Consider the following 18,155-nt stretch of genomic DNA (forward strand, 5'->3'; position numbering starts at 1 on the left):
ATAGAAAAAATCCCTTGTTGTTTTAAGATAGAGCAGCCTAGGGCTGCTCTACTGAGTATTAAAGCGTTGTGCTTGTTGTTTTTGCTTGTAAGTGCAGAATCAAGTAATCAGGACCTCCAGCTTTTGAATCTGTTCCTGACATATTAAATCCGCCAAACGGCTGGTACCCAACGATGGCACCTGTACAACCGCGGTTAAAGTAAAGGTTTCCGACGTGGAACTCTTCTTTTGCACGCTCAATGTGTTCAGGCGTATTTGAAAGAAGGGCACCTGTTAAACCGTAGTCTGTATTATTAGCAATTTCCATCATATGATCGAAGTCGCGCGCTTTGCAGAATGCTACGACTGGGCCGAAGATTTCTTCTTGCATTAAACGTGCTTTTTCATCTACATCTGCAATGATCGTAGGCTGAATGAAGTAGCCTTTTGAATCATCTGCTTCTCCGCCCGTCATTAAACGACCTTCTTCTTTACCGATTTCAATGTACTTTGTAATTTTGTTGAAAGAAGCCTGATCAATAACAGGTCCCATATACGTGTTCACATCTTCAGGACTTCCCATTGTTAATGTTTTTGTGAGCGCAACTGCTTTTTCAAGAACGATATCGTATACGTCTTGGTGAACAACTGCACGAGAGCCTGCTGAACACTTTTGTCCAGAGAAGCCAAATGCTGAATACACGATAGAAGAAGCAGCTAAATCTAAATCAGCATCTTTATCTACAACGACTGTGTCTTTGCCGCCCATTTCAGCAATAACGCGTTTTAGCCAGATTTGACCAGGCTGTACTTTTGCTGCTCGTTCATAGATGCGGCAGCCTACTTCACGAGAACCTGTAAACGAAACGAAGCGTGTTTTTGGATGATCTACTAAATAGTCGCCAATTTCGCTTCCGCTTCCCGGTACGTAGTTTAATACGCCGTCTGGAAGGCCAGCTTCTTTCATTACTTCTACAAATTTTGCTGCGATTACCGGTGTGTTGTTAGCTGGTTTTAATAAAACTGTATTTCCTGCTACGATCGCTGCTGCAGCTGTTCCAGCCATAATCGCTAGCGGGAAGTTAAATGGTGAGATAATAACGCCGACACCAAGCGGAATGTAATTAAATTTATTTTCTTCACCTTCGCGGCTTTCAACAGGCGCGCCGTCTTTTAGCTGTACCATTTGACGAGCGTAGTATTCAAGGAAGTCGATTGCTTCTGCTGTATCAGCATCCGCTTCTTTCCACGGTTTTCCTGCCTCTTTTACAAGATAAGCTGAAAATTCATGTTTGCGGCTTCGAATAATGTCTGCTGCGCGGAAAAGGATATCTGCTCTTGCTTCGGGTGCTTCTTTTTTCCATGTATTAAACGTAGAAAGTGCCGCTTGCATTGCTTTTTCTGCTAAGTCTTGATCTGCTTTTGACACGCGACCGATAACTTCTGCTTTATTTGCTGGGTTAATTGACTGAATTTGATCTTCTGTTGTAATTAATTCTCCGCCAATTACAAGAGGATAGTCCTTTCCAAGCTCTGATTGTACAAGTTCTAATGCAGATTCAAACGCATCTTTGTTTTGTGCAGTCGTAAAGTCTGTGAAAGGCTCGTGTTTGTATTGTTTGATTTCGTTGATATTCATTGTGTTCATTTTCATTACCCCTTTTTTTAGAAAATTTTAAACATAACTAATATTCCAACACCCTATACCTGTATTATAATCACCTTATTCTAGTTTTGTACATAGTTTTTTAACAAAAATGTTCAAAAAAAATTAAAAATAAACACTTTTGTTTAAATATCCAATGAATCTATGGTTTTTATAGTGAATTTGAACAAAACGCAAAGAAAGGGATGTCGGTAAAGTATAAGAAAAGATGTTTTGAAGTGAAGAATTACGATAAAAGAAAGAGTTTATCGTTAGTAAATTAAAATGATTTTCCTTTCAAAAAAACAATAGACAAAGTTGTTCAATATAAATTATCATATAATTCGAAAAGTAATTTTTGTCGAATGAAGCTATCTTTTTCGTCAAGTGAAGGCTTCATTTGAATGTACAGATGGAGGGAGGGTAGAAAAACAGCAGTTATTTGTCCACATTGTTGTAAGGGCTTACATATTTAACGCGCGATGCGGAGAACGTGTAATTCTTTAAATGACGGTTCCTATAAGGAGGATTTTAACATGAGTCATCAACCGCCTGAGTTAAAAAAAGAATTAAAAATTCGACACATAACCATGATTTCTTTAGGGGGAATCATTGGTGCCGGTTTGTTCATTGGAAGTGGATCGCTCATTAACGCAGCGGGTCCTGGTTCCATTTTTTCGTACGCGTTTGCCGGTTTGCTGGTGATTTTAGTTATGCGAATGCTGGGGGAAATGTCTACGGCTAATCCTTCAAGCGGCTCGTTCGCCACATATGCCAGAGAAGCGCTTGGGCCGTGGGCCGGCTACACAATCGGCTGGCTGTACTGGTTTTTCTGGGTAATTGTTATTGCAGTTGAAGCGATTGCGGGTTCAACGATTATTCAATATTGGTTTCCGTCTTTACCGTCTTGGGGCGTGAGTCTGATCCTGACGTTTTTACTAACGTTAACGAACTTATACTCTGTTAAATCATTTGGTGAATTTGAATACTGGTTTTCGCTTATTAAAGTAGTTAGTTTAGTGCTGTTTTTACTTTTAGGAGGAGCGATCATCCTCGGTTTAATACCGGGAGTAGAGTCTCCAGGAGCGTCGAACCTTCTTCATAGAGGAGGATTTCTTCCAAATGGAATCAGCTCCGTCTTTTTAGGAGTGGCGATTGTCATGTTTTCTTTTATGGGAACAGAAATTGTCGCAACAGCGGCTGGAGAATCGGCTCAGCCTGAGCGAGCGATCACCATCGCAACAAATACCGTTATTTATCGTATTTTAATTTTTTATCTTGGGTCCATTTTAATCTTAGTGACTATTCTTCCGTGGGATTCTTCAAGCTTGATGAAAAGTCCGTTTGTTTCGATATTAGAGCTGGTAAACGTTCCGGCAGCGGCTCAAATTATGAACTTTATCGTACTGACTGCTGTTTTGTCCTGCTTAAATTCAGGTCTATACACGAGTTCTCGTATGCTGTACTCAATGGCGCAAAAAGGAGACGCGCCGCGCATGTTTTTGAAAGTGAATAAAAAAGGCATTCCGTTTAATGCCATTGTAGGATGTACCGTGATTTCTTACATCAGCGTTGGTTTTAACTATCTTTCACCTGATAAAATCTTTTTATTTTTAGTAAACGCATCGGGAGGCGTAGCGCTTCTTGTGTACCTTGTTATTGCTTTTTCACAGCTTCGCATGAGAAAGAAATACGAAAAAGAAAAGCCAGAAGCATTAAAAATCAGAATGTGGCTGTTTCCTTATTTAACGTATGGAACGATTGCGGCAATCACAAGTATCTTTATTGCGATGGCATTTATTGATTCACTTCGCACTCAGTTTTATCTCACGCTGCTGATTGCTGTATTTGTGGTATGTTCGTACTTCTTTATGAAAAAGAAAAAAGCTGATAGTTCTCTATCTGGACAGGGGAATAAAAGAATTTCTTAATAGAAGAAAAAATCATCACGAGGGGCTAGGGGGAAGTAAATTGGCAAACAAAGAGTTAAAAAGAGGGCTTGAATCTCGTCATATCCAAATGATTGCTCTTGGAGGAACGATTGGGGTAGGGTTATTCATGGGCTCAGCAAGCACCATTAAATGGACGGGGCCATCCGTCCTGCTTGCGTATGCTATTTGCGGCGTTTTTATTTTCTTTATTATGCGTGCAATGGGTGAGATGCTTTATTTAGAGCCCAGTACGGGTTCGTTTGCGACATTCGGTCATAAATATATTCATCCGGTAGCGGGTTATATCACGGCTTGGAGCAACTGGTTTCAATGGGTGATTGTCGGCATGGCAGAGATTATTGCAGTCGGAGCTTATATGCAGTACTGGTTCCCGCATTTACCGGCGTGGGTTCCGGGAATTGTCGCCATGGTCATTCTCGGTGGGGCCAATTTAATCTCGGTGAAATCGTTTGGAGAGTTTGAATTTTGGTTTGCAATGATTAAAGTTGTTACGATTGTTCTCATGATTGTTGCCGGTCTTGGCCTTATTTTCTTCGGTCTTGGAAACGGCGGCGAAGCGCTTGGCCTGTCGAATTTGTGGGCAAACGGCGGTTTCTTTACAGGCGGATGGTCAGGCTTTTTCTTTGCGCTGTCGCTTGTTATTGCTGCCTATCAAGGAGTAGAGCTTATTGGAATTACAGCTGGAGAAGCAAAAGATCCTAAAAAAACGTTAACAAGTGCAATTCAAAGCTTAATTTGGCGTATTTTAATTTTTTATATCGGCGCCATCTTTGTGATTGTAACGGTGTATCCGTGGAACGAGCTGGATTCACTCGGCAGTCCGTTTGTTTCTACGTTTGCTAAAGTAGGAATTACAGCAGCGGCGGGCATTATTAACTTTGTTGTCATCACAGCGGCCATGTCTGGGTGCAACAGCGGAATTTTCAGTGCAGGACGTATGCTTTACACGCTAGGTGTAAACGGTCAGGCTCCGGCCTTTTTTACAAAGGTTTCTCGAAACGGTGTGCCTATTTATAGTACCGTTGCGGTGATGATTGGTTTAGCGGCGGGCGTTGTCTTAAATTATATTGCACCGCCAAACGTTTTTGTGTACGTGTACAGTGCGAGCGTGCTTCCAGGTATGATTCCGTGGTTTGTGATTCTTATCAGTCAAATTCGTTTTCGAAAAGCAAAAGGAGCGGCGATGGACCAACATCCATTTAAAATGCCTTTTGCTCCTGTGACGAACTACGTAACCATCGCGTTTTTATTTATGGTGCTTGTAGGCATGTGGTTTAATGATGAAACGCGCATATCGCTGATTGTCGGGATTATATTTTTAGCTATTGTCGTGCTGAGCTATTATGTACTAGGTATCGGTAAACGCGCGGAAATGCTATCTTCTGAAAGACGTAAGCTAGTGAAATAAATGGTTTTGTAAGAGAGGCTGAAAATTATTTTGGTTTGAAAGGAAGATCCAAGATCCGAACGATGAATGGAATTCGTTCGGATTTTTTTATTACTATGGTGAACGTAGGTTTACTATATGTAATTACTTCTAGCTGTTGATTGGAGGGCAAGGCGAAGACTCCCGCGGGAAAAGCGGATTAGGTGAGACCCTACAGGAGCGTCAGCGACGAGGAGGCTCACCGGCCGCCCGCGGAAAGCGAAGTCTTGCACGGAAATTAACAGCGGTGTAAAAAGCAGTTAAGCTCATTTATCCCATTTATTCCTCTTTAAATTGAATTGATTTCGTTATGTCTCAATCTCTTTTGGGCAGAGAATAAGAGGCGAAGCCAGCGCTTTTCTTAGGCTATTTTCTTCTTTTATTAATGAAGTGCATGGCAAGAAGGAAAAAGAAAAAAGAAAAAACCTGAGTCAAATCGGCGTGTTCAGGCATAAGATAATCCAACTCAAGCGAAATGCAAACAGCATTTTTCTTGAGGGAAGAGTAACTAAAGAAAAGGAAGTGTTTGTATGTCTGGAAATGCTGGATATGGTCATGGATCTGGTTTTGCTTTATTAGTTGTATTATTTATTTTATTAGTAATCATCGGCTGCAGCTGCTACGGCGGAGGCTTTGGCTGGTAATTCACTCATTTAAAAAGCCCTATAAGGGCTTTTTTCAATGCTCATAAATAACGCTTTTTTTCGTGTTGATAAATGTTTACGTGAAAGCCGTTTACTTCACTCATAAAGATTTTAGAAGGAAAGTCTGCTACTTTGACAGATGAAGTGATTTCGACAGTTTGATACGCCTTTGGTTCCAACGTAACAGTATGAAGCCTAGGCTTATTCATCATCAGTAAAAAAGGGGTATCTTCTTTAAAATAGGAACGCTCATCTAGTGCTACTTCAAACGTAATGGGTTTTGAGCTGTGATTTTCAAATGAAAGGTCACAGGTGCCCGTTAATACGGTTTCTTTTTTATTTCTCTCAAATGTACAGCTGCTGTTTTCCGCATCGTAAGAAATGGCATACATACCTGGTAATACGGTCTTTTGCATCGCTTCAACCATATGACCAGGACCTGATATGACAATAAACGCAGCTAAAATTGTTAGTTTTAAACGATGACGATTTAAACTTTTGTAAAGTGCAAAAAGACCAAGTAAAAGTATAATTCCCCACGCATTGCTAGCGTATTGAATTCCCATCATTGTTTCTTCATTTCCATAGATGGGAAGACCTAAAAAAGAAAAGACAGAATGACTGAACGGCGTTGAGTTAGGGAAAGGGATGTTTAAAATAAAAACAGCTAGTAAAAAGATGAGTCCTTTTATCAAAAGTGATCGTTCACGAATCATGTTGTTCCTCCTTCGCTATAAATCACGTATCATTATATACTATTATTATCTTTTTTTGTAATTAATGGTTATTTTATTGCATGGGAGAAAAGAGAGTGAAAAATAAATTAATAAAAAATGTCCATGTCCATTTATAAGTGTCATGGTTTCTTAGAAAGCAGGATATGAAATATTTATTTTTTTGCAGATGATACATATTGCTGAATGAAAAAACTTTATGCCGTATCACAATCCAGAAATGCTGGTAGCCTCAAAGCTTATACAGAGGTTTTTAACAGATACATAATTAGGATAAAGCCTGTCTTAGAACAGGAACTTGCTATTTCTAAATTGATATGTTACACTAAGGTTAATTATTTTTGTTCGGTATGAAATTGAAAGAAGAGAAATATTCTTCATTAGAAATTTTTATCTGGAAATAGTACGATTGAGCAAGGGTAGTAATATATGTGTGGAGTAATTCCACCACTGGAGGAAATAGTATGACTGAAGGTACAGTAAAATGGTTTAATGCAGAAAAAGGTTTCGGTTTCATCGAAATTGAAGGCGGAGAAGATGTATTCGTACATTTCAGCGCAATTCAAGGCGACGGATTCAAATCTTTAGACGAAGGTCAAAAAGTGACTTTCGACATCGAGCAAGGTCAACGCGGTGCACAAGCTGCTAACGTTGTAAAAGCATAATTTTATGCAATCCAAAAAAGACTCCGACTTTGGACGGGGTCTTTTTTTATTGTAGCAAACACGCAGGTAACGGAGGAATACGTATGAGTAAAGCAAAAGGTAAAGGCGGCACGGGGCGAGGCACCGGCAAAAAAGGGTGGAACCGCTGGCAGGCGAGTGCAAAAAAGAAGAAAAATGCAAAGCCTTATAAAAGCAAGGGAACAAAAAATGCTGATAAGCCGGAAGGCAACTAATCCTATATGCGCAGTATCATCTGCAACTTCGACTTACTCTGCTTGAGTAAGTTTATTTCATATGGAATTATTTTTTTATTGCTTTTTTGACAGATTGCTGTCACTATATGAAATAATAAAGTGATTTGTGTGAATTTTCTATAAAAATTGATTTTTTTTGCAAACACTTTCATATTTCGACAACCTTTTTGATTTTTATCGGTTATACTTCTTTATAATAGATTATAGAAAGATGCAGGGGAGCATAAAGTGAGAGAGGAAAGCGACAGTTTACTCTGTACGCTTTTTACGTTTCTGGACCGTATTGCAGTAGCGTCGTAACAAGTAGATCATGCATCAGTTTAGAACACATCAAAACTCAACTAAGTGTAACGGGGGGATATGAGTGAGCGTAGGCATCGTAATTGAAAAAGTTCAAAATTATGCTATGTTAGAAGATCATGTTTTGGTTGAAATGGTTCATAGTGGAGACGAAAAATCATTAGAGTATTTAATCAACAAGTATCAAAATCTTGTAAGGGGAAAAGCAAGAAAATACTTTTTGATTGGTGCTGAGAAAGAAGATATCGTCCAAGAAGGAATGATTGGACTGTACAAAGCAATTCGCGACTTTAACGAAGACAAGCTAACATCTTTTAAAGGGTTTGCGGAGTTATGTATCACAAGACAAATCATTACGGCGATTAAAACGGCTACTCGTCAAAAGCACGGTCCGTTAAATTCGTACATTTCATTGGACAAGCCTCTGTATGATGAAGAATCAAACTATACGCTGATGGATATGATTCCTGGCGATCAAATTGCTAATCCGGAAGCGGTGCTGATTCATCAAGAAAAAGTGGAAGACCGCGAGTTAAAAATTGCGGAAACACTTAGTGAATTGGAAAGAAAAGCATTGACGCTGTATATGGACGGCCATTCATACGCTGAAATTTCGAAAGAATTAAATACGCACGTCAAGTCAATTGACAACGCGCTGCAGCGTATCAAAAGAAAGTTAGGTCGCGACGTAGAAAGCAGACAAGCTATTTCATAATGAGTAAAGAGGACCTTATTGGATAATAAGGTTCTTTTTTTATTGAATAGTTGTCTATCCTGCATTTCTATACTGAAATGTTTAACAAATTCATTTTTTACCATAATTTCCTTTATGTGCTAAACTAATAGCATGTTAATTTCGAAGGAGGATCCTATGCTTTTCTTTCTAGACAAGCATCACGCCAAGCTAACGTGGATGATTGTAGGAATTGGACTCGTTCTTTTTTTCGTAAGGCGAGAGACGCTTACATTTGTGCTAATTAGTTACGTATGCTTACAGGGAATTCAGCACCGCAGGCTTATTAAAAAGAAAATAAAAGCTACTTCTTGGGGTAAGCGTCTTCTATACGCAATATGTTTTTTACTGTTAATTGCTGCATTGGCTTATTCTACGATGCATATGCTTGCTTGGACACATACGCATCATGTATTTATTGTTTTTCAATTCATCATGATTTATTTGCTGCTTCTCTTAGGTGAATTTTTATTCTATCACTTCATTCCGAAGGCCATGAATAAGCTAAGTGAATAAAAAACAGCCGGACCTCAAAGGGGTTTCGGCTCTTTTTCACGGTCTTTTAAAATGTCTTGAATAATTTCAATATGAACAGAAGCCCACGATTGTTCACGGAAATGAAGAAACACGCTTGGAATGAGAATAAAAACATACAGCACCACAAAAATAATCCAAAGCCAGCTGCCGTCTTTAAATAAAAATTGCTGCAGCCGCTGTGAAAATAAAAAAAAGAGCCAAGGCAAGGCAGAAACAAGTATAGGGATGACGCCGGAGCCGTTTTTTTCTTTGGTCATTCGGTAATACACTTTTCGTAAAGTAACGCTGTCTAGCATAAGGTAAAGCTGCCGAATCTCTTCCATTTCCGCTAATTCATCAATATCTTCTGCGTTTTGATTTTGATGAGCCGCTTTTTTTAGTTTAAGGTAGACTTTATGAGCATCGCCGCGCAGTGAAAACATATACCAGCCTCCCGCATATTGTTTCGTCTTCTTTAAAAGAGTTTGCAGGTGCATATAAATATATACAAAAAGTTTCGTGATGCGAAAGAATAAGAAAACAGAAGTGAAAGCGTAAATCATTAGTAGAAAATAAGAGAAAACAGCTGATTTTCGATCTTTTTAGCTGCCTTTACACATCAACTAACAGCACATATACTAATAAAAGAACAATTAGTTACCTAGGTAAATAAATTAAAAGGTGAGGTGAGAAAAGTGAATAACTTGGTGTTTCATGAGCTTCATCAAAAGTCGAGATTGTCTATTAAAGAAGTAAACGAAGTGCTAAAAGCGTACGGGCTATACAGCTCACAGTATTCGATTTTATTTTGTTTAAAGCGATTTGGCTCGATGACGCAAACGGAGATTTGGCAGTATTTAAATGTCGAAGCGCCAACGGTTACGCGAACGTTAACAAGGCTTGAAAAAAGCGGATGGATTATCCGAAAAGCAGGCAGTGATAAACGAGAGCGCATCGTTTATTTATCTCCTCAAGCGAAGGAAAGGCTTCCGGAAATTCAGCAAAAGATTCAATGTTTAGAAGAAAATTTGCTGATTGCTTTATCCGAAAGCGAACAGGATCAGCTTATTTCATTATTAAAGAAAATTTGTAAATCTACAGAAAAGGGTGAAATGAATGACGAACCAGCAGGAGCCAATCTGGACTAAAAGCTTTATCAGCATTGCGATTACCAACTTTTTTATTTTTGTCGTGTTTTATGCATTGCTGACGCTGCTGCCGATTTATGTATTAGACGCCTTAGACGGCACGAGTACGCAGGCAGGGCTTGTTGTTACTATCTTTTTATTATCTGCGATTATTGTGAGACCATTTTCAGGGAAAGTCATTGAAAACATTGGAAAGAAAAAAACGCTCGTATTTAGTACCCTCATTTTTGCGCTTTCTTCCTTCTTGTATATGCTTATCCACCATTTTAACGTGCTTTTATTACTGCGCTTCTTCCAAGGAATTTCATTCAGCTTAGCGACAACCGTCACCGGAGCGATTGCAGCGGATTTAGTTCCCGCTAAACGACGAGGAGAAGGACTTGGCTACTTTGGAATGTCAATGAACTTAGCCGTTGTTGCAGGGCCGTTTTTAGCATTAACGCTTCATCAGTACATGGCATACAACATTATTTTCCTTGTGTTTGGCGTGATTATGCTCGTTGGCTGGCTGTGCGGCATGATGGTCAAAAATCTTCAGGAAAACGCTGCTCCGTCAGTAAAGAAATCATTTTCACTGAGCGATTTGTTTGAAAAGAAATCCATGCCGATTTCATCTGTAGGTATTCTTGTTTCTTTTTCGTATGCAAGTATTATTTCTTTTATTTCTGTGTACGCACAGTCGCTTGGATTGATTAAAACAGCAAGCTTTTTCTTTGTCGTGTTCGCAGCTGCGATGCTGATTTCACGACCGTTTACAGGAAGATTATTTGATAAAGCTGGCCCAAACATTGTGATTATTCCATCATGTATTGTCTTTGCGATTGGTCTATTTAGCTTAAGTCTTACGCATTCTTCTTGGATGCTGCTGTTTTCAGGTGCGTTAGTAGGACTAGGCTACGGAACGCTGCTTCCTAGCTTCCAAACGCTTGCAATTCAAGCGGCGCCTGCTCACCGAAGCGCATATGCAACTGCCACATTCTTTACGTTTTATGATAGTGGTATTGCGGTTGGTTCATTCGTATTAGGAATTGCAGCAGGTGCTTTAGGGTATTCAAAACTATACTTTGCGCTTGGTATTTTTGTTCTTTTGATTACACTTTACTACAAGTGGATTGCACATTTACGTCAAAAACAAAAAGCAGCAAATATCCAGGTAGGCATGAAATAAAAAAGCTCGGCGTAATGCGCCGAGTTTTTTTATGGATTTTTTACAGGACTTTGGAAGGTAAGCATATTTAAGCCAAAAGGTACTAGCCAATTCCTATCCATCTGCACCATACTTTAACAGGGGAACCATTTACATATAAAACTTTTTGGATGAAATAAAAAACAAAGGAGAACAAACATGAAAGTAATGAAACCTCTTATGGTCACAGCGTTAGGACTTAGTCTTACTACTTTTTATGAAGGCGCTTTTCCTGCTGAAAAAGCTGTACAAGTACAGGCTGCCACAGATGAAAGCGTGATTGCCGAAAAAGCCAAAACATATGAAGGAGCCGACTATACGTCCGGAGGCGAAACGCTAAGCGACGGGTTTGACAGCTCTGGATTTGTTCAATATGTGTTCAAGCAAGCGCTTGATACAACGCTTCCTCGTTCGGTGAAAGAACAATCAGAGCTTGGAACAGATGTTGACAAAAGTGAGCTGCAGGCAGGCGATGTATTGTTTTTTGACACCAATGAAAACGGTGAAGTGAACGTAGCCGCCATTTATATCGGAGACGATGAAATGATTTATGCATCTTCTTCAGACGGAAAAGTTGTTGTAAAAAACATTTCAAGCAGCGCCTATTGGTCATCACATTTTGCCAAAGCAAAGCGCATTACAGGAGCACCGGAAATTGCAAAAGATAATGAAGTGATTGCAGAAGCGCTAAAACATCTCGGCACACCATATGTATTTGGAGGTGAGTCGCCAACGGACGGTTTTGACTGCTCCGCATTTGTTGCGTATGTATTTCAGCATGCATCCGATGTCTATTTGCCGCGATCAACCGATCAGCAGTGGCAAGTTGGCGAAGAAGTTGCTCGCGAAGATTTAAAACCAGGAGACGTTATCTTTTTTAAAGATACGTATCGGGAAGGGATTTCACACGTTGGCATCTACGCAGGCGGCAATCAGTTTGTTCACGCGAAGCGCAGTGAAAATGTGACGGTTGATTACCTGACGAGCAGCTACTGGACGTCTAAGTATGCCGGAGCAAGACGCTACGATGACTTAGCGCTGTCAAAAGACAATCCATTTGTAACGGAATCTCTTAAATATGTAGGAGAAGTACCTTATGCACAAGGGGGGACAAGCCCTTCTACAGGCTTTGATACGGCTGGCTTTGTTCAATACATTTACAAAGAAGCAGCCGGAAAAGACATTCCGCGCTATGCGAGTCAGCAGTGGGAAGCAGGAGAAACCATTTCACAATCTGACTTGAAGCCAGGAGATCTCGTCTTTTTTGAAGGAAGTTCACTTATTCCATCTATTTATATTGGAAATGACTATGTCGTTCACGTATCTACATCCGAAGGCGTGAAAATTACAAACTATAAAGTAGACAGCTACTGGGCGCCTAAATACTACGGAGCAAAGCGCATGCCATAAAGGTAAAAAAACAAGACAGTCTGGGGCTGTCTTGTTTTTTAATATGAAGTCAATTGCTTTTGTATGTCTTTGATTCGCTCTAGCGTTATTCCTTCCCGCTGCTCGACGGCTAAAGGATGATCCGTCGGTTCTAACTCGATGAGCGGTCTTGTTCCAACGGATCGTGTATGCACATTTGTTTTTAAATTTAACGTTTCAGGATACCCTGGAATGGAAACTGAAAACCAGCCGAAATAAGGCGGTTCATTTTCTCTTTGGTCATTTTTCCATAAATCGATCATTCGGCGGAAATTTTCTTCGCTTAAAGAAACCCATATGTTCCAAGTGAAAAATTCTTCTTCATTAAGAACAGGAATTTCAACACAGCCTCTTACGAAAAAATGTTCTTGGTTCATGATACAAATCTCTGAATATAGTTCAAAGTCATTCTGTCTTTCATCGTCTGACGCCTCATAATAGTAAAAAGGAGCCTCACTTGTATAGCTCATAGGCAAAGCGGGCTGAGGGTGTTTACAGGTTGAGTCTTTATAGTGAAGTTTGTTCGTTTTCTTCTTGCCGTATAATCGTCTTCTTCGCATATTATTTTAGACTCCTCAGATAAAAGTATCTTCATTATAATACAAAAAAACGGCTGTTTAAGCGTATAATATGTAAAAAAGTTTGATGCCCCGTATCTTTTGAACTTCCTTTAATCGTTTACTAAATAGAGAGTGCAAAAGGAGTGAAAATAATGTCACATTCAAAAAAAATCGAAACACAAACAGAAAGCTTTAACGATGCATGCTGGAACGAGCATTACCCAAAATTGCAGCAGTACTGCCGCTTTTTAGCACAAAATGTGTGGGACGGAGATGATATTGCCCAAGAAACGTATTTAAAAGCTCAGCGATATAAAGGTGAAGAGCACAAGCTGTCTTCCGCGCTGTTAAATAAAATTGCGTACCACCACTGGATTGATCTGCTGAGAAAACGAAAGCGTGAAGGAATAGCCGAAGAAAAAGGTTTGGAGCAGCAAGACGGCAAGCATACGTTTGATAGTAAGGGACACTCGGTCGAGCTGCTGCTTAGTCAATTTACGCCGAAGCAAGCGGTTATCTTTTTCTTAAAAGAAGGATTCCGCTATCAGGTGAAAGAAATCGCTTCGATTTTACAAACGTCAGAAACAGCGGTAAAAAGCAATTTGCATCGTGCCAAGCAGCGGTTAGAAAAAGACGGTGAGCCGTTTTCTACGGATTCTTTTTGGGATGAAAAAGAACGAAAAGAGCTGTCAGAGCTTTTTTATAAGACGCTAGAAGCGCAGGATCCAGCACTTTTGATTCATGCTTTGCCTTCTTTAAAAAGCGTCATTCAAAAACCAACGTATACTCCGACGTGCACTCTCTGCATGGCTGCATAGCCATATTACGTGTGATAAGGAGGATATGTATGAGTACAATTCCATATGTAATTGAACAAAGCAACCGCGGTGAACGTTCGTATGATATTTATTCGAGGCTGTTAAAAGACCGAATTATTCTAATTGGTGATGAAATCAATGATCATATTGCCAACAGTGTGGTTGCGCAGCTGCTGTTTCTTGCGGCAGATGATCCTAAAAAAGATATTTCCCTGTATATTAACAGCCCTGGAGGTTCGACTTCAGCAGGGTTTGCGATTTATGATACGATGCAGTACATCGAGCCGGACGTTCAAACGATTTGCACGGGCATGGCCGCTTCTTTTGGCGCACTGCTTCTTTTGGCGGGAACAAAAGGAAAGCGCTATGCACTTCCAAATAGTGAAGTTATGATTCATCAGCCGCTGGGAGGGGCTAGAGGGCAGGCGACTGAAATTGAAATTAGCGCCCGGCGAATTTTAAAATTAAAGCAGCATATCAATGAAATTATATCAAAACGAACGGGACAGCCGGTTGAAAAAGTGGCACATGATACGGAACGAGATTATTTTATGAGCGCTGAAGAAGCAAAGAACTACGGAATTATTGATGGTATTCTGTTGCCGAAATAAAGAGGTAACAAGGAAGCATAGACGGCAGCGTCTATGCTTCCTTGTTTATATAAATAAGAAAAAAGACCTTAGTATTATCTTTATTTTTCTTAAAAAGGTAGGTATTATATAAAATATAACAGATTTTAGAAAGAAGGTTTTACACATGCAAGAAGTGATTGGAGTAGAGCAGCGGTCTCTGTTTCAAAAAGTATTAGTCACATTTATTTTTTCGTTGTTTATTTCAACAGTTGGCTTATACGTAGGTCAATATGTGCCGCCGGCTTATTTTCTTCCTTTAGCGATTGCTGAACTTGTGATGCTCGTTGCGGCATTTATGTTACGCAAGAAAAAAAGCGTAGGATACGGTTTTACATATGCCTTTTCATTTATATCAGGCATCACGCTGTTTCCGATTGTTAGCTACTATGCATCAGTAGCGGGAGCGCAAGTCGTTCTTTATGCATTTGGAAGCACGTTCGTTATTTTTACGGTGATGGGTGTAATTGGCGCAAAAACGAAAAAAGATCTAGGGTTTTTAGGCAGCTTTTTATTAGTAGCACTGTTAGCCCTAGTGTGCATCAGCATTTTCTCGCTGTTTAGTCCCTTAACAACGCCTGGACTCATGGCATTCTCAGTGATTGGTACCATCGTTTTTTCACTTTACGTGCTGTATGATTTTAACAAAATGAAGCACGGTGAAATCACGGAAGAGCTTGTTCCAATGCTGGCACTATCTCTTTATTTAGACTTTATTAATCTATTCATCAACTTGCTTCGCTTTTTCGGTATTTTAGGAAGCGATGATTAATAAGAAAAACCTGTTGTCACAACAGGTTTTTTCTTTTATTTATTCTCCGCCATCTCCATCCTCGCTAAAATCATCCTCTGTTTTTTCATAGTTTGGGCCGATAGCGTAAGGTTCTTTAAAAAACTTGTCAAACCAGGTGAGCTTGTAGCGACCGCACCGTTTTTAGCCTGAATAAATTCACTGATTGTATATATTTCAACGACTTGCTTTCGATATTTCCGAAATGAAAATGCGCTGGCAACAACGTCAATGCTGATGATTACATACGTATTCACAAAAGTCTCCTTATAAAAGGGTTAATGCTATGTATGCCTGTTAAGAAAGGGATATGCACGAACCTAAAAGAAGTTCGTTTAGTGGTGCAAGCCTTTGAAGAAATGGTAGTATAGAGCAGGTACATAGAGAACGTAAATTTTTTGGAAGGATGCATGTTAGTGGTGAATTTTAAAGAGTTTTTTACTATTTCTTCATATGAAGTAATGGAGCATTTGAGTCGAACAGAAAACGGAAAGAATATAGATGAATATGAAGTGATATTGTATAACGAAAACGTTAGTCAAACAGAAAACGTGATGATTAAATTTAAAAAGGTGAGCGATGAAATAGCAGTGGAAAAGGTACAAACGCTCTCTTACTTTGATCAACAGTGCCCTAAACACCCCTGTAAGATTTGCGGCAGTGAAGTGATGGTAAAAGAAAACAGCACTGAAGAACTAGATGTTTACGCACATAATTGTTCATTTAACTACGAAGAAATAGAAGATTGTTTAAGAGAACTAGTACAAAATGAACTTTTGCAGGATGGATTTACTCAAGAAGAATTTGAACGGAACTATGGTGTTAACTACCGCGACGACGATAACCAGCAATATGGCTTTTACGATGCCCAGCAAAGAGATACTTTTTACACCATCTTTAACGATAATGTCTATCACACATCCTACAGTGGACCACAAGAGCTTCGCTGCAAGTTTTGCGGAATGGACGAAGAGCTGCTTGTTGTAGACGGCGCCTTCTATCAAAAATGTACAGCGTTAACTCCACATACTAATCGAATTATTCATATGATTGAAGCAAGGAAACAAAACGAACCAGACGTAACAAAACGTTGATGAGAGAGAAGGGACCGAAGTCTCAGAAGAACATAAAAAAAGAAGCTTCCTTTTGAGCGAAAGGAAGCTTATCAAGTTTGTACCTATAGGGTTGAGTGGTGCATAATTAAATAGCTACCGGAATAACTGATGAATCATTAAAGTAAACAACTTCTGAAAGAATGGTGCAGCCTTTCAGCTTTTTGAGCTGAGCAAGCGCGTCTTCTTTACTATCAAACTCGTACATTCTCATTTCACCTTTTCCTACATAACACGTAATTACATACATTTTAGAAGTACCTCCACCTATCATTTATCAATTTATTAATAAAGAGCCATAACGGCTTTTATTCCTATTAAAATAGCGTAAGTGCGCCTGTGACAATAGCAAGGGCAATTAGAACAAGAGATGTTAAAATGGCCCATTTAAATGCAAAGCGCTGATGTTCACCAAGGTCAACACCTACCATACCTACAAGTAAGAAAGTAGACGCCACAAGCGGACTTAACAGATGAACAGGTTGTCCGAGTACTGAAGCTCGCGCAATTTCCATCGGATCAATTCCGTAAGAAGCAGCTGTTTCAGCGAATATTGGTAAAACACCGAAGTAATAAGCGTCGTTACTCATCACAAATGTAAACGGCATGCTTGTTAAAGCAACGATTGTCGGTAAAAATGAACCGAGTGAATCAGGAACTAAATGAATTAACAGGCTTGCCATTTCATCAACCATTTTAGTGCCAGATAGTATTCCTGTAAAAATACCGGCTGCAAAAACAAGGGCTGCAACAGTTAACGCGTTGCCTGCATGAGCCATTAAACGTTCTTTTTGATCCTCAAGTTTTGGATAGTTAATCATAAGAGCAAGCGCAAAACCAATCATAAATAAAACAGAAACTGACCAAATGCCAGAAACTAACACGACCATTAGTGCAATGGTTAAAGCTAAGTTAATCCAGATTTTTTTAGGCTGTGTAATATCTTCTTGAGAAGTTAAAGATGCGTCTTCAGCAAACGCAAGCGAGCTTTTTAATTCAAACTGCTCAATGTCAATAGCACCAAGTCGTCTGCGCTCTTTTTTTCCAAGAATATAGCCTGTAAAAACAACCCACAAAGCTCCGCCAATTAACGTTGGAAGAAGTGGAATAAAGAACTCAGATGCATCGAGGTGAAGGGCGACAATCGCACGAGTAGCCGGGCCTCCCCAAGGCGTCATGCTGCTCATAATACTAAGAGAAAGCATCGCAACTGTCGTTAACACTAACGGACTCATATTCAGGCGTTTATAAAGTGGAAGAAGAGCAGAAACCGTAATCATATAAGTGGTTGTACCGTCTCCGTCTAGTGCAACTAAAAGCGATAGAAGAGCCGTTCCGATGACGATTTTAAGCGGATCGCCTTTTACGATTTTTAACAGCTGCTTAATTAATGGATCAAACAGTCCGGCATCAATCATAACCCCGAAATATAAGATGGCGAACAGCAGCATCGCAGCTGACGGAGCTACTTGTTTTAACCCTTCTAGCATCATGTCTCCGACGCCTTTGCCAAACCCTCCAATCACCGCAAAAAGAAGTGGAATGACCATTAAAGCTACGATAGGAGACATCCTTTTTGACATAATGAGATACGTAAAGACAATAATCATTGTAAAACCTAGTAGTGCTAGCATTC

22 protein-coding genes are annotated in these 18,155 nt (G+C 39.7%); 15 read left to right on the forward strand and 7 right to left on the reverse strand.

What is annotated here, in order from left to right; all coding sequences use genetic code 11:
- Positions 1-58: 58 nt before the first annotated feature.
- Complete coding sequence (pruA, locus tag ACOZIR_RS05370) at positions 59-1,627, reverse strand: L-glutamate gamma-semialdehyde dehydrogenase (RefSeq protein ID WP_328120464.1); 1,569 nt, start codon at positions 1,625-1,627, stop codon at positions 59-61.
- 533 nt (positions 1,628-2,160) lie between these two features.
- Here pruA and ACOZIR_RS05375 point away from each other — a divergent pair.
- From ACOZIR_RS05375 to ACOZIR_RS05390, 4 genes are all read left to right on the forward strand, one after another.
- Positions 2,161-3,555, forward strand: a complete 1,395-nt coding sequence (locus tag ACOZIR_RS05375) for an amino acid permease (protein WP_045293665.1) — start codon at positions 2,161-2,163, stop codon at positions 3,553-3,555.
- Between the two features lie 40 nt (positions 3,556-3,595).
- The gene (locus tag ACOZIR_RS05380) at positions 3,596-4,984 is read left to right on the forward strand and encodes an amino acid permease (protein WP_045293663.1); all 1,389 of its coding nucleotides are present in this window, start codon (positions 3,596-3,598) and stop codon (positions 4,982-4,984) included.
- 136 nt (positions 4,985-5,120) lie between these two features.
- Entirely contained in the window at positions 5,121-5,255 is a 135-nt protein-coding gene (locus ACOZIR_RS05385) for a hypothetical protein (protein WP_272946339.1), read from the forward strand.
- 277 nt (positions 5,256-5,532) lie between these two features.
- Complete coding sequence (locus ACOZIR_RS05390; protein ID WP_013058504.1) at positions 5,533-5,646, forward strand: YjcZ family sporulation protein; 114 nt, start codon at positions 5,533-5,535, stop codon at positions 5,644-5,646.
- 41 nt (positions 5,647-5,687) lie between these two features.
- Here ACOZIR_RS05390 and ACOZIR_RS05395 read toward each other — a convergent pair whose 3' ends face one another.
- On the reverse strand, positions 5,688-6,362 hold the full coding sequence (locus ACOZIR_RS05395) for a hypothetical protein (RefSeq protein WP_340141805.1): 675 nt from the start codon (positions 6,360-6,362) through the stop codon (positions 5,688-5,690).
- A 482-nt stretch (positions 6,363-6,844) separates the two neighbouring features.
- Between ACOZIR_RS05395 and ACOZIR_RS05400 the strand changes: the two genes are divergently transcribed.
- From ACOZIR_RS05400 to ACOZIR_RS05415, 4 genes are all read left to right on the forward strand, one after another.
- Entirely contained in the window at positions 6,845-7,045 is a 201-nt protein-coding gene (locus ACOZIR_RS05400) for a cold-shock protein (protein ID WP_013058502.1), read from the forward strand.
- Between the two features lie 77 nt (positions 7,046-7,122).
- Positions 7,123-7,278 carry a DUF3934 family protein gene (locus tag ACOZIR_RS05405; protein WP_162837669.1) on the forward strand — a complete coding sequence of 52 codons (156 nt, stop codon included), beginning with the start codon at positions 7,123-7,125 and terminating at the stop codon, positions 7,276-7,278.
- A gap of 385 nt (positions 7,279-7,663) precedes the next feature.
- Positions 7,664-8,314 carry an RNA polymerase sporulation sigma factor SigH gene (gene sigH, locus ACOZIR_RS05410; RefSeq protein WP_013058500.1) on the forward strand — a complete coding sequence of 217 codons (651 nt, stop codon included), beginning with the start codon at positions 7,664-7,666 and terminating at the stop codon, positions 8,312-8,314.
- A gap of 156 nt (positions 8,315-8,470) precedes the next feature.
- Positions 8,471-8,848 carry a hypothetical protein gene (locus ACOZIR_RS05415; protein ID WP_045293659.1) on the forward strand — a complete coding sequence of 126 codons (378 nt, stop codon included), beginning with the start codon at positions 8,471-8,473 and terminating at the stop codon, positions 8,846-8,848.
- A 14-nt stretch (positions 8,849-8,862) separates the two neighbouring features.
- Here ACOZIR_RS05415 and ACOZIR_RS05420 read toward each other — a convergent pair whose 3' ends face one another.
- Entirely contained in the window at positions 8,863-9,291 is a 429-nt protein-coding gene (locus tag ACOZIR_RS05420) for a hypothetical protein (RefSeq protein WP_045293658.1), read from the reverse strand.
- Between the two features lie 252 nt (positions 9,292-9,543).
- Here ACOZIR_RS05420 and ACOZIR_RS05425 point away from each other — a divergent pair, with 252 nt between their 5' ends.
- The 3 genes from ACOZIR_RS05425 (at position 9,544) to ACOZIR_RS05435 (ending at position 12,592) form a co-directional block, all read left to right on the forward strand.
- Complete coding sequence (locus ACOZIR_RS05425) at positions 9,544-9,996, forward strand: MarR family winged helix-turn-helix transcriptional regulator (RefSeq protein WP_045293656.1); 453 nt, start codon at positions 9,544-9,546, stop codon at positions 9,994-9,996.
- Positions 9,965-11,164, forward strand: a complete 1,200-nt coding sequence (locus ACOZIR_RS05430) for an MFS transporter (RefSeq protein WP_045293655.1) — start codon at positions 9,965-9,967, stop codon at positions 11,162-11,164. Before ACOZIR_RS05425 ends, ACOZIR_RS05430 begins: the two co-directional genes overlap by 32 nt.
- Before the next feature lie 177 nt (positions 11,165-11,341).
- Positions 11,342-12,592, forward strand: a complete 1,251-nt coding sequence (locus ACOZIR_RS05435) for a C40 family peptidase (protein ID WP_045293653.1) — start codon at positions 11,342-11,344, stop codon at positions 12,590-12,592.
- Between the two features lie 38 nt (positions 12,593-12,630).
- Here the strand turns inward: ACOZIR_RS05435 and ACOZIR_RS05440 are convergent, their stop codons facing one another.
- Positions 12,631-13,170 carry a DUF2199 domain-containing protein gene (locus tag ACOZIR_RS05440; protein ID WP_045293651.1) on the reverse strand — a complete coding sequence of 180 codons (540 nt, stop codon included), beginning with the start codon at positions 13,168-13,170 and terminating at the stop codon, positions 12,631-12,633.
- 152 nt (positions 13,171-13,322) lie between these two features.
- On the opposite strand from ACOZIR_RS05440, the gene ACOZIR_RS05445 reads away from it, so the two are divergent.
- The 3 genes from ACOZIR_RS05445 (at position 13,323) to ACOZIR_RS05455 (ending at position 15,389) form a co-directional block, all read left to right on the forward strand.
- Positions 13,323-13,988, forward strand: coding sequence for a sigma-70 family RNA polymerase sigma factor (locus tag ACOZIR_RS05445; RefSeq protein ID WP_071271734.1), 666 nt, complete (start codon positions 13,323-13,325; stop codon positions 13,986-13,988).
- A gap of 29 nt (positions 13,989-14,017) precedes the next feature.
- Positions 14,018-14,599, forward strand: a complete 582-nt coding sequence (clpP, locus tag ACOZIR_RS05450) for an ATP-dependent Clp endopeptidase proteolytic subunit ClpP (protein ID WP_045293646.1) — start codon at positions 14,018-14,020, stop codon at positions 14,597-14,599.
- A gap of 145 nt (positions 14,600-14,744) precedes the next feature.
- Complete coding sequence (locus ACOZIR_RS05455) at positions 14,745-15,389, forward strand: Bax inhibitor-1/YccA family protein (RefSeq protein WP_045293644.1); 645 nt, start codon at positions 14,745-14,747, stop codon at positions 15,387-15,389.
- 35 nt (positions 15,390-15,424) lie between these two features.
- Here the strand turns inward: ACOZIR_RS05455 and ACOZIR_RS05460 are convergent, their stop codons facing one another.
- Positions 15,425-15,664, reverse strand: a complete 240-nt coding sequence (locus ACOZIR_RS05460; RefSeq protein ID WP_340141806.1) for a hypothetical protein — start codon at positions 15,662-15,664, stop codon at positions 15,425-15,427.
- A 159-nt stretch (positions 15,665-15,823) separates the two neighbouring features.
- Between ACOZIR_RS05460 and ACOZIR_RS05465 the strand changes: the two genes are divergently transcribed.
- Complete coding sequence (locus tag ACOZIR_RS05465) at positions 15,824-16,501, forward strand: hypothetical protein (RefSeq protein WP_045293643.1); 678 nt, start codon at positions 15,824-15,826, stop codon at positions 16,499-16,501.
- Between the two features lie 106 nt (positions 16,502-16,607).
- On the opposite strand, the gene ACOZIR_RS05470 is transcribed toward ACOZIR_RS05465, so the two are convergent.
- A complete protein-coding gene (locus tag ACOZIR_RS05470; RefSeq protein ID WP_169746681.1) occupies positions 16,608-16,769 on the reverse strand; it encodes a hypothetical protein in 162 nt (53 codons plus the stop codon).
- Positions 16,770-16,836: 67 nt separating this feature from the next.
- Positions 16,837-18,153, reverse strand: a complete 1,317-nt coding sequence (locus tag ACOZIR_RS05475) for a CitMHS family transporter (RefSeq protein ID WP_045293641.1) — start codon at positions 18,151-18,153, stop codon at positions 16,837-16,839.
- Between the last annotated feature and the right edge of the window lie 2 nt (positions 18,154-18,155).

This window comes from Priestia sp. D3YE.R1 (genome assembly GCF_049199565.1).
In the GTDB taxonomy this organism is placed as follows: Bacteria; Bacillota; Bacilli; order Bacillales; family Bacillaceae_H; genus Priestia; species Priestia aryabhattai.